General features: G+C 56.0%; 8 protein-coding genes and 2 pseudogenes. 6 read left to right on the top strand and 4 right to left on the bottom strand.

Going from position 1 to position 11,908, the window contains the following annotated elements; genetic code table 11:
• Window positions 1-547, top strand: a pseudogene (locus HMCN_RS17935) (integrase core domain-containing protein); the annotation flags it as partial.
• 63 nt (window positions 548-610) lie between these two features.
• On the opposite strand, the pseudogene HMCN_RS0115270 reads toward HMCN_RS17935, so the two are convergent.
• Both HMCN_RS0115270 and HMCN_RS0115265 read right to left on the bottom strand, forming a co-directional pair.
• Window positions 611-844 (bottom strand): annotated as a pseudogene (locus HMCN_RS0115270) (transposase); the annotation flags it as partial.
• A gap of 110 nt (window positions 845-954) precedes the next feature.
• Complete coding sequence (locus HMCN_RS0115265; RefSeq protein ID WP_155837596.1) at window positions 955-1,305, bottom strand: transposase; 351 nt, start codon at window positions 1,303-1,305, stop codon at window positions 955-957.
• Window positions 1,306-1,668: 363 nt separating this feature from the next.
• Between HMCN_RS0115265 and HMCN_RS0115255 the strand changes: the two genes are divergently transcribed.
• The 5 genes from HMCN_RS0115255 to HMCN_RS0115235 all read left to right on the top strand — a co-directional run bounded on the left by HMCN_RS0115255 (window position 1,669) and on the right by HMCN_RS0115235 (window position 8,380).
• Window positions 1,669-4,215: an FAD-dependent oxidoreductase gene (locus HMCN_RS0115255; protein ID WP_051567015.1), complete on the top strand. Its 2,547-nt coding sequence runs from the start codon at window positions 1,669-1,671 to the stop codon at window positions 4,213-4,215.
• Window positions 4,216-4,424: 209 nt separating this feature from the next.
• Window positions 4,425-5,198 (top strand): enoyl-CoA hydratase/isomerase family protein, encoded by a 774-nt coding sequence (locus HMCN_RS0115250; protein WP_035627476.1) that lies wholly within the window; start codon window positions 4,425-4,427, stop codon window positions 5,196-5,198.
• Window positions 5,199-5,262: 64 nt separating this feature from the next.
• A complete protein-coding gene (had, locus tag HMCN_RS0115245) occupies window positions 5,263-6,333 on the top strand; it encodes a 6-hydroxycyclohex-1-ene-1-carbonyl-CoA dehydrogenase (RefSeq protein WP_025918186.1) in 1,071 nt (356 codons plus the stop codon).
• A 12-nt stretch (window positions 6,334-6,345) separates the two neighbouring features.
• A complete protein-coding gene (gene oah / locus HMCN_RS0115240; protein ID WP_202962677.1) occupies window positions 6,346-7,485 on the top strand; it encodes a 6-oxocyclohex-1-ene-1-carbonyl-CoA hydratase in 1,140 nt (379 codons plus the stop codon).
• A 148-nt stretch (window positions 7,486-7,633) separates the two neighbouring features.
• Window positions 7,634-8,380 (top strand): SDR family NAD(P)-dependent oxidoreductase, encoded by a 747-nt coding sequence (locus HMCN_RS0115235; protein WP_025918184.1) that lies wholly within the window; start codon window positions 7,634-7,636, stop codon window positions 8,378-8,380.
• A gap of 221 nt (window positions 8,381-8,601) precedes the next feature.
• Here the strand turns inward: HMCN_RS0115235 and murI are convergent, their stop codons facing one another.
• Window positions 8,602-9,453: a glutamate racemase gene (murI, locus tag HMCN_RS0115230; RefSeq protein WP_025918183.1), complete on the bottom strand. Its 852-nt coding sequence runs from the start codon at window positions 9,451-9,453 to the stop codon at window positions 8,602-8,604.
• Between the two features lie 96 nt (window positions 9,454-9,549).
• The gene (locus HMCN_RS0115225) at window positions 9,550-11,088 is read right to left on the bottom strand and encodes a fumarate hydratase (protein WP_025918182.1); all 1,539 of its coding nucleotides are present in this window, start codon (window positions 11,086-11,088) and stop codon (window positions 9,550-9,552) included.
• Window positions 11,089-11,908 lie beyond the last annotated feature (820 nt).

Here is an 11,908-nt window from a genome sequence, read left to right as displayed (position 1 = left end):
ATGCATCCAGGATACGTTCTATGTCGGCACCATCAAGGGCGTGGGATGCATTTACCAGCAGACCTTCGTCGATACCTACTCGAAATAGGCCGCAGCCAAGCTCTACACCACAAAGACGCCGATTACTGCCGCCGATTTGTTGAATGACCGGGTATTGCCCTTCCTAGAGGAGCAAGGCATGGGGCTGATCCGCATACTGACCGATCGGGGAACGGAATACTGCGGCCGGCCGGAATCCCATGGCTATCAGTTCTACCCGGCCTTGAATGACATCGAGCATACCAAGACCAAGGTCTGTCATCCGCAAACCAACGGTATTTGCGAGCGCTTTCACAAGACGATCCTGCAGGAGTTTTACCAGGTTGCATTCCGGCGCAAGATCTACCGCTCGATCGAAGAATTGCAGGCCGATCTGGATGATTGGCTGGCCCATTACAACAATGACCGCACGCATCAAGGCAAGATGTGCTGCGGCCGCACACCGATGCAAACTTTAATCGCAGGAAAGGAGGCGTGGCACGATAAAATCACCACATTGAACAACTGAATTTGACCTGACAGCAGCGTACGTCAAATCGGGTGACTGTCAGATCGGATCGCGATCACTACATTTGAGCGTCTTCTGGCTGCGGCCATTGCGGGTATTGCCGGTTGCATTGGCGACCAGTTGATTCTTACCATGACCAAGGTGCTCCGTCATTTCAGCTTGCAGCACGCGCTCGACCAGAGCCTTGGTGAGTTGCTTCAACAGGCCATCCTGGCCGATCAAATCTTCCGGTGTTTTGTAGTCGGCCAATAGGGCATCAATCATGTCGGAAGGCAGGGCTTTCTTTTCTACAGTCATCATTGCTCCTTGCAATACGGCAGTTTCCTGTCAAATGACCGTTTACACAAAATTTCTTACACCCTCCAGACGGCACACGGTATGCATCGGATAGATGGCTTGATTCGTTTTCACGAATTCGTATTCCGTTTGGGCAGCGTCTCGGTTTCCCGAGCAAACCAGGCCGCGGCTTTTGAGAGGATCTCCCGCTCCAGTTTCAATTGCCGGTTCTCCCGCTTTAGACGCGTGAATTCCTGGCGCTCGGCGCTGGTGAGCCCATCGTGTCGTTTGTCCGCATCGCGCTCGGCTTGCTCCACCCACTTGCGTATCGTCTGCACTGTGGGCTCAAATTCCTTGGCCAGTTCTTCCGGAGTGCGCCGGGCTTGAACCAATTCAACCATTTTCCAACGGAAATCCGGCGGATAAGCATCTCTGTGTTGTTGCATAGCGAATACCGCCTTCTCTACAGGATAGGTGTCCACGAAACCGAGGCAACTTCAGCTAATTTTGCACAAAACCGGTTGCTGTCGGACTAATGTCCATACTTTCGCTGACGTTTTGGGCGCTCAACCCTCTGTTCTTTGATCATGCGAACGACTTCCAGCTTCAGGCTGGTGTCGAATTTCTTGCGCTGCTTTGCCATGTAATGCTCCTCATGCGGTGGATTTTCCACCTGTTGAGGTGTCCGGACAAATTAGACCACTGCATTTTTCGTTGACAGAGTTAAAAGCGCAATATAGAATCTAAACATGCAAAATAATTCATTTGAAAAAATTAACATGTATTATGATACATGTATCAAATGACCGCACTGATAAGTGGATATTCGAGAGATGGGTGTATTGATGGATACGAAAACTCAAACGGTAACTTGGTGGAAGTCCGGCAAATCTGCTGCAGCGGCTTTGTTCGGTCCGCTGGTCGACATCACGATTGATGGCAAAACCGTGTCCGCCCCTGCCGGCAGTTCGGTGCTGTCAGCGGCCACCGCGGCCGGCATCTACATACCGGCGCTGTGCGCGCATCCCGATTTGCCGCCCTCATGCCAGCGCGGCGATAAGGATGGCGGCTGCGGCTTGTGTATGGTCGATGTTGCCGGTGAGGATGCGCCGCGGAAATCGTGTTCAATGATGGTTGAGGCCGGTATGGCGATTAGTACCACCTCGACGGAAATCAATCGGATGCGTGCAGCCGCGATTGCCAAAACGCTCGCTACCCACCCGCATGTCTGCCTGACTTGCCCGCAGCGTGACGGCTGTAGCCGTACCACCTGCTCCTATGGTAACCCGGTCGAGACGCGCTGCTGTTCGATTTTCAATAGCTGTGAACTGCGCAAGGTTTCCGACTACATTGGCATCCCGAACACGACACCACCTTACAAGCCGGCGCGCTTGCCGGTGGTGCTGGACGAACCGTTTTACGACCGCGACTACAACCTGTGCATCGACTGCCGCCGCTGTCTGATCGCCTGCAACGAAGTGCGCGGCGTCGGCTGCCTCGAAGTCAAGGAGACCGATGGCCGCAAATGGGTCGGCACTATAAAGCCGACGCTGCTCGAGTCGGGCTGCAAATTCTGTAGTGCCTGCGTCGAAGTTTGTCCGACCGGCGCGCTGATGGACCGCACGCTCGATGTCTCGCACAAGGAAGAATCACAGGTGCCGTGCAAAGCGACCTGCCCGGCCGGGATCGACGTGCCGCGCTATGTGCAACTGGTTGGCCTTGGCAAGTACAGCGAAGCGACTGCCGTAGTGCGCGAAAAGTTGCCGTTCCCAGGCATTCTCGGTCGTGCCTGCTTCAGTCCGTGCGAATCGGCTTGCCGCCGCAAGCATCTGGACCAGCCGCTGTCGATCCGCAGCCTGAAACGGCTTGCCGCCGACAATGACACTGGCCTATGGCGCGCGCTGTCCAGGCAATTGCCGGCCACAGGACGCAGGGCTGCCGTGATTGGTGCCGGTCCGGCTGGTCTGACCACCGCCTATTACCTGGCGAAGAAGGGCCATGCGGTTACCGTATTTGAAGCGCTTCCGGCTGCTGGCGGCATGGTGCGCTACGGCATCCCGTCGTACCGGGTGCCGCTTGACGTCATCGACCGCGAAGTAGCTGAAGTCGAGCAGCTTGGGGTCGAATTCCGTTTCAACACCCGTATCGAGAATATAGACACGCTGCTAAGCCAGGGATATGAATCCGTATTCATCGGCATCGGCACTCAAGGTGGTGACAAACTCGGGATTCCCGGCGACGATCTGCCAAATGTGGTCGACAGCCCGACCTTCCTGCGCGCTGCTGCGTTGGGCAAGGTCGGTACTCTGGAATCAGACATCATGGTCGGAAAACATGTGGCGGTAATCGGCGGCGGCAATGTCGCTACCGACAACTGTCGCTCTTCGCGCCGGTTGGGTGGTGAACAGGTCAGCATGATCTATCGCCGCACCCGCGACGAGATGCCGGCGCGTGAGGACGAGGTGCAGGGCTGCTTGGATGAAGGCGTGAACCTGCGCTTTTTGACTGCACCGAAGAAAATTGCATTGAATCCGGATGGCGCTAGCCTTCTGAAAGTGACCTATGCCAAGATGGAACTGGGCGAAGCCGATGCCAGTGGCCGCCGCCGGCCGGTCGAGATTGCCGGCAGCGACTTTGAAGAAGAAGTCGATCTGGTGATAGCCGCGATCGGCCAGCATGCGCAAAGCTTCGACGGCTTCGGTGTACAGACCGGTAAGGGCGGGCGGATCCAAGTGCGCGAGGATACGCTGCTGACCAGTCGGCCTGGCGTGTTTGCTGGCGGCGACGTTGTGCTCGGGCCGGCCAGCCTGATCGAGGCGGTGGCGCAGGGCCGCAAGGCGGCTGCCGCGATGGATGCATTCCTTGGTGGTGACGGTAATATCGAAGAAAAACTGCTGGCGGACGACTGGGACACCGACCCGCATATCGGGCGCGAGGATGGTTTCAATCAAAAGCAACGGCTGCATCCGATCTTCATCGCCAACGACCAGCGCAACAACTGGAACGAGGTCGAACTTGGCTTCGACGCCACTTCGGCGCAGGCCGAAGCGCTGCGCTGCCTGAAGTGCAACCTGGCTGCCAAGCTCGACAGTATGGTGTTGCCGCCGGAAGCCTGGCTCGATTTCACCGGCAGCGTGGTGGCCGGCATCTGTACTGAAGCGGGCGTGTTCCAACTGCTTGATGCTGATAAAAATGTATTGACTATCAAGGGTGTTGAGAATCTGCGGCAGGGTCTCGAAGAACAGCTCGGACGCAACCCGGATGCCCGCCATTTCATCTTTGAAGAAGCGCCGATGTACACCCAGCGCGAGAGTCAGTTCATGCAGGCCTACCTGCAACAGCACGGCAAGATGCCGGGTGGCGGCTCGGATGAAATGGACGATTTATTCTGACTGCGGAAAGGAAAACTCATGGCACAGATAATCGATTTTCGAACCCGGCGCGAAGTGCAAACACAGACACCCGCTTCGCCCGATCCGAAAATGTGCTGCACCCGCTGCGGGGCCGAGGTCTGGACTATTTTGCAGGGCGGCCAGATCTGTTGCAGCGATTGCGAAGAGAGTTGTCCATTCCGTATTAACTTCACCCGCGAGGCATTGCAATGACCGGATTCAAACACATCACCTATACATCGGACCACGGACTGATCACGCTGACGCTGAACAAGCCGCCGTACAACGTGCTCGACATCGATATGATGGTCGAGATCAATAGCGCGCTCGACAGCGTACTGAGAGACGACAGCGCCCGCGTACTGTTAATCAGCGGCGCCGGCGAAAAGGCATTTTCGGCCGGCGTCGACGTCGCTGACCATACGCCAGACAAGGTCGATCGGATGATTGATGTTTTCCACGGCATTTTCCGGCGACTGGAAACGGTGCAGATCCCAACTATCGCCGCGTTAAACGGCGTGGCGCTGGGTGGCGGTTGTGAACTGGCACTGGGTTGCGACATGATTATTGCCGCCAGCCATGCCAAGCTTGGACAGCCTGAAATCCAGCTCGGCGTGTTTCCGCCGATCGCCGCAATCCTGCTGCCGCGTATCCTGTCGAGCGGCAAGGCGTATGAACTGCTGCTGGGCGGCGCCAATATCGATGCCAATGAAGCACACCGTCTCTCGCTGGTCAACCAGGTGATCCCGAAGGAAGAATTTGCCGCCGGCAGCATCGCCTATGTCAGCAAGTTCCTGTCATTGAGCCGGCCGGCACTGGTTTATACCAAGAAAGCGGTGCGCGCTGCCAGCGGTAAGCCGTTTGCCGAAGCGCTGGCTGCTGCCGAAAAGATTTACCTGAAGGAATTGATGCCGACCGCAGACGCCAACGAAGGGCTCAATTCGTTCATGCAAAAGCGTCCAGCTGTCTGGCAGCACAAATAAACGAACGTGGGCGCGAGGGAGTCTTGACTTCATCGCGCTGGATTAATCACCAAGGGAGATTGAATTGATACCTGAATATATCGACACCTGGCAAATGACCGAGCCTGGCAAGCTGGTCCGCACCAAGATCCCGATGCCTGCGTTGAATCCGACCGAAGCACTAGTCGAGGTTCGGGGTTGCGGCGTCTGCCATACTGACATTTCGTATTTTTACATGGGTGTGCCGACCGAGCACAAGCCGCCACTGTCGTTGGGCCACGAGATCAGCGGCGTGGTGGTCGCTGGCCCATCGCACCTGGTTGGCAAGGAAGTGATCGTGCCGGCAGTGATGCCGTGTAATGAATGCGATATCTGTAAGTCGGGTCGCCAGAACCGCTGTCTGGCGCAAAAAATGCCAGGCAATTCGCTTGGCATCTACGGCGGTTTTTCCAGTCATATCCCGGTACCGGCTGCTGACTTGTGCGTGATCGAGAACCGCGGCGAGCAGCCATTGGAGCACATGTCGGTGATCGCCGATGCCGTCACGACACCGTATCAGGCAGCCGTGCGCGGCCGGGTCGGCCCTGGCGATCGCGTGATCATCGTGGGTGCAGCCGGCGGCGTCGGCAGCTTCATGACCCAGGTTGCCAAGGGCATGGGCGCTTCGACTGTCATCGGGATCGATATCAACGGCGACAAGCTGAAGATGATGGAGCAATACGGCGCCGACTTCACAGTCAACTCGCGCGACAAGAGCATCAAGGAAGTCAAAGATGCGATCAAGTCGTATTGCAAGGAAAAGAATATCCCGGCCAATCACAGCTGGAAAATTTTCGAAGTCACTGGCGTCAAACCCGGCCAGGAACTGGCGCTGGCGCTGCTGTCGTTTGTCGGCACGCTGGTGGTGGTCGGTTACGGCACTGCGGAAACCTCGTACATGCTGTCGCGGCTGATGGCATTCGACGCCGAGATCATCGGTACTTGGGGCTGTCCGCCGAAAGGCTACCCAAAAGTGCTCGAAATGTGCCTAGATGGACGCATCCAACTGGAGCCGTTTGTCGAAACCCGGCCGATGAGCCAGATTCAAGAAGTGTTCGAAGCAGCGCATCATGGCGAACTCAAAAAGCGCGTGATTCTGGTCCCCGATTTCAATTAAGGAGAATTAAAAATGACCGATATGTCCCTCAGCTGGTTACCCAGAGAAAATGAATTGAAAGACCATCAACTGTTCGATAACAAGTTGATCAACGGCGAAGCGCCGGGCGTGATCTATGAAACACGCCCAGTCCTCGATCCTAAAGGCCAGCCGGTCGCCGGACTGTCCGCAGTCTGGATCTGGCTCAACAATCCGACGCAATACAATTCATATACGACTGAAATGGTCAAGGGTGTGATCGCCGGCTTCCAGAAAGCGTCGAGCGACCGTACCGTAGTGGCCGTCGTGTTTGCTGCAGTCGGTGAAAAGGCGTTCTGCACCGGCGGCAATACGGTTGAATACGCGAGCTACTACAGCAAACGGCCGAATGAATACGGCGAATACATGGACCTGTTCAACGCGATGGTCGATGCAATTCTGAACTGCAAGAAGCCAGTGATCTGCCGTGTCAACGGCATGCGCGTCGGCGGCGGCCAGGAAATCGGGTTGGCCTGTGACCTCACGGTATCGTCCGATCTGGCTATTTATGGTCAGGCCGGTCCGAAGCACGGCTCGGCACCGGATGGCGGTGCTACTGACTTCCTGCCATGGTTCCTGTCGATGGAAGATGCGCTGTTCAACTGCGTTTCCTGCGAGACTTGGAGCGCATACAAGATGAAGGCCAAGGGCATGATCACCAAGGTGGTGCCGGTGCTGAAGAAAGACGGCAAGTTCATCCGCAACCCGCAAGTGAAAACCGCCAACTATGTCGAAGACGGTGAAATCGTCTACGGGGAACCGATCGAACAAAGCGACATGGCCGCCGCCAAGGACTTGATGGCAACATCGACCATCGATTTCGAACTGCTCGACAAGGAAGTCAATGCGCTGGTCTGGAAATTCACCAACTTGTTCCCGCATTGCCTGATGAAATCGATCGACGGCATCCGCGGCAAGAAGAAATTTTTCTGGGATCAGATGAAATTGCCAAACCGCCACTGGCTCGCTGCGAACATGAATTATGAAGCCTACCTCGGCTTCAACGCCTTCAGCACCAAGAAAATCACCGGTAAGGATGTGATTGACTTCATCAAATACCGTCAGATGACGGCCGAAGGCGCGCCGATGAATGATGCACTGGCCAGCGCTGTTTTGGGCAAGCCGAAAGACTAACAAAGGCCCAACCAAGTGTGGCAGCAGTAAAAGCAGGGGGCGGAGTTTTTTGCGGCATTTGGCGCAAATGACTCTGCCCCCTGCTTTCACGGGTTCGAAGTGAAGCACAACTTATTCCCGGCATTTTACAATTCCGTCAAGGGTAATCATGCTATTAAAAAACAAAGTGGCACTTGTCACCGGTGCTGGTCAAGGCTTGGGCGCAGCGATTGCGCATGCGTTTGCCCAGCAAGGCGCGCAGGTCGCGGTAGCCGATATCAACGCCGAAGCGGCCAATAAGATTGCCGCTGAAATTTGCCAGGCAGGCGGCAGTGCGCACGGGTATGGCTGCAACGTGGCCGATCGTGCCCAGGTCATTGCGATGACAGCGGAAATCACGCAGCGCTTCGAGCGCATCGACATCCTTGTCAACAACGCCGGCATTACCCGTCCGGCCATGTTGCACAAAATGAGCGAAGACCAATGGGATGCAGTGCTCAATGTCCATTTGAAAGGTAGCTTCAATTGCCTGCAGGCAGTGGTCAACGGCATGATAGAACGCGGCTATGGCCGTATTATCAACGTCACCTCTACCGCCGGCGTACTCGGTACCATCGGTCAGATCAACTACAGCGCGGCCAAGGCCGGCATCGTCGGCATTACCATGTCGGCCGCCAAGGAACTCGGTAAATACAATATTACAGTTAACGCGATTGCGCCCGGTGCGGCGACGCCGATGACCGAGGTAATCCGCACCGACGATCGCTTCAAGGACAACTATCTGGCGCGTCTGCCGCTAGGACGCTGGGCCGAGCCAAGTGAAGTTGCGCCAGCCTTCATTTTCCTCGCCTCAGACTGGGCTAGCTATGTTACTGGGCAAATCCTTGGTGTTGATGGCGGCCTGACTATTCGCTAAACGTGCTTTGATGGGCTTTGCGCATTCCTTGCTTGATGAACTCAGGAGCCCGATGTTCATCATAGGAAGGTGAGCTGGATTTGCTGATTTCCTGCATCAGAGTTTCCGTAGAGGGGGCAAGTAGCTCATTTATGGGCGGTGTTTTCACCACTAATCCGGAAAGTCTTGCGCGCTGCTTGATGACTTCCGGGGATTTTTGCTATTTTTGTGCAATATCCGGGTCAGTTGATCGTTACTTTTGCAGTGCTTGGCTGCAGATCCAGCAGTTTTTTGAGAGCATCTCTTAGTGCAATTTCACTGCCGGTGGTGAACGTTAGCAGCAAGCCTGGGCTGCTGGATGCGTTAAGCAGATCATGGTCTTTGAGGAGACTTGCCAGATGTAGGGCAATCGGCCGGCCGGTATCGATAATAGTAATCGGGCCGGAGCCAGCGTCGCAGATCGCATCCTGGAACAGTGGCAGCACGAAAGGATAGTGGGTGCATCCCAGCACCAGCGTGTCGGCGCCCTGGGCAATCAGCGGCGCGGCATAACGCTGTACCAGTTCTGCGGTGGCAGCCGATTGTAGCTCGCCCTTTTCGATCTGGTCGGCCAGCCCGGTGCAGGCTTGCGTCAGCACCCGCACTCCGCTATCGGCCGCGATGCGTTCGCTCAATTGCCGGAATTTGCTGCTGGCGAGCGTGCGTTCGGTGGCCAGCACGCCGATCGTATTGTTTTTGCTTAGTGCGGCGGCCGGTTTCAGTCCTGGCTCAACGCCGACTATAGGTAACCGTGGGTGGCACGCCCGCAGCGCCTTGATGGCCGCTGCAGTGGCGGTATTGCAGGCTACCACGATGGCTTTGGCGCCGTGTTGCAGCAGAAAATCTGTAATTGCCAGCGACCGGGTGACGATGAATTGCTCTGGCTTGCCGCCATAGGGTGCAAAGCCCGAGTCGGCAAAATACAGTACATTTTCATGCGGCAATCGGGCCTGGATATGGCGCAGTACCGACAGGCCGCCGATGCCGGAATCAAAAATGCCGATAGGCGCCGTAGTCGCAACCGGAGTGCTCGCACGTTCGGAAAAGGTGGTCAATGGATGGGGCAAAATAAGACGGTGGAATGGCGGGCGAGCTGCCGGTAATGAATCGAATCAGAACCAGCACTTCGCCCGGCGAGGGTAGACCGGTGCTTACTTGGTGGTGACTGCGATGTCGCCCACCGAGGTCGCGGCGATCCGGGCTTGCCATTCCTTCGGCCCGGTTTCGTGCACTGAGGTGCCGTTGGCGTCGACCGCTACCGTGACCGGCATGTCTTTGACGTCAAACTCGTAGATCGCTTCCATGCCGAGATCGGCAAAGCCGACCACTTTTGCGCTCTTGATGGCTTTCGAAACTAGATAGGCTGCGCCGCCGACCGCCATCAGGTACGCCGATTGGTGCCGCTTGATTGAGTCGATCGCAACCGGTCCGCGCTCGGCCTTGCCGACCATCGAGATCAGGCCGGTTTTTTCCAGCATCATGTCGGTGAACTTGTCCATCCGGGTCGCGGTGGTCGGGCCGGCCGGGCCGACCGCCTCGTCGCGCACCGGATCGACCGGGCCGACGTAGTAGATCACGCGGTTGGTGAAATCGACCGGCAGTGGCTCGCCCTTGGCCAGCATGTCCTGGATGCGCTTGTGGGCAGCGTCGCGGCCGGTCAGCATCTTGCCGTTCAGCAGCAGGGTCTGGCCCGGCCTCCAGGAGGCGACTTCGGCCTTGGTCAGGGTGTTGAGGTCGATTCGCTTGGATTTTTCGGTGTCAGGCGCCCAGTGCACTTCCGGCCAGTCGGACAGCGACGGCGGCTCCATGAAGGCCGGGCCGGAACCGTCGAGCACGAAATGGCCGTGACGGGTGGCCGCGCAGTTCGGGATCATCGCTACCGGCTTGGAGGCGGCGTGGGTCGGATACATCATGATTTTCACGTCGAGCACCGTGGTCAGGCCGCCCAGGCCCTGCGCGCCGATGCCGAGCGCATTGATTTTCTGGAACAGCTCGATGCGCAGTTCCTCGGTCTTGTTCTGCGGGCCGCGTTTCAGCAGGTCGTACATGTTGATGTCTTCCATCAGCACTTCCTTGGCCATCAGCATGGCTTTTTCGGCGGTGCCGCCGATGCCGATCCCCAGCATGCCCGGCGGGCACCAGCCGGCGCCCATGGTCGGCACGGTCTTCATGACCCAGTCCACCAGCGAGTCGGACGGATTGAGCATCACGAACTTGGTCTTGTTCTCGGAGCCGCCGCCCTTGGCTGCGATCTGCACGTCGATTGTATTGCCCGGCACCAGTTCCATGTGAATCACGGCCGGGGTGTTGTCCTTGGTATTTTTGCGCTCGAAATGCGGATCGGCCACGATCGAGGCGCGCAGCTTGTTCTCTGGATTGTTATAGCCGCGCCGCACGCCTTCGTTGACGGCATCGGCGATCGAACCCTTGAAGCCTTCCAGCCGGACTTCCATGCCGATCTTCAGAAAGACATTGACGATGCCGGTATCCTGGCAAATCGGGCGATGGCCTTCCGCGCACATGCGCGAATTAGTCAGGATCTGCGCAATCGCATCCTTGGCCGCCGGGCTTTGCTCTGCCTCATAAGCACGCGCCAGATGGGCGATGTAGTCGGCCGGATGGTAATAACTGATGTATTGCAGCGCCGCGGCAACGGATTCGATGAGGTCGTCCTGCTTGATGATGGTCATTAGAGTTCTCGTTTGGTTAGATAATGATGATTATTTTATCGGTGTATGTTGGCTCAAATAGAATTCTGGCTTGCCCGTATCAACAAGTAATCGAGCTGATGCATGAGGGGATGCGAGTTGAGTGTTGTCTGCTGGTAAAAATCACAATAAACGGATTTGGAAAAATGCGGTTGAGGATGATTTCTTTAATGCCGAGTGCTGCTCCGGTATTTGTTCGGAGTTTTATAAAAAAGCATACCGGTACGTGTATTTTTTCATATCGCCATAAAATAATGCGATAAACGCAGTATTTTCATTCATACCCCTGCATAAATTTATGCCATCAAGACGTTTTTCGCTGGCTGGAAGAACTTGCATATCCTGCAGCCATATTCGCGCCAAACAGGATTTTACACTGGCTGGGTAGGAAATCGACTGACAGCAAGCCAGACTCGATTAAAGCCCATGCCTGGGCCGTTAATGTAATGGATGCCATCGAACGGGCAAGGGGGTGCGCTAAAGTATTCGGTTATAAAATCGCCGCAACAATGACAAAGCGCAACAATGCAAGTGGTGAAACTGGCATAACTAAAAAAGCGGATTTTGCTTAAATTCATTCCGAAACAAGACTGCCGGAATCTAGGGAAGGGCAGCAGCAAGCAGATTTTTTTCGACGGCATTACAGATTGCAATGACCGCTTTTCAAGCACGCGTGTTTTGTTGTCGCGTAATGATGGTGTGCATGGTTCAGTATGTGTAAGGCTTCAGTAAGAGTGAAAGTCTATGTTGTCAACAAAATTACCACTACATGGAGAAGACAAATGTCAGGCACTGAATCCGC

The organism is Herminiimonas sp. CN, from assembly GCF_000622895.1.
In the GTDB taxonomy this organism is placed as follows: Bacteria; Pseudomonadota; Gammaproteobacteria; order Burkholderiales; family Burkholderiaceae_D; genus AVCC01.
Note: the sequence above shows the minus strand (reverse complement) of the source record. Positions and strands in the feature narration are given on the sequence as shown.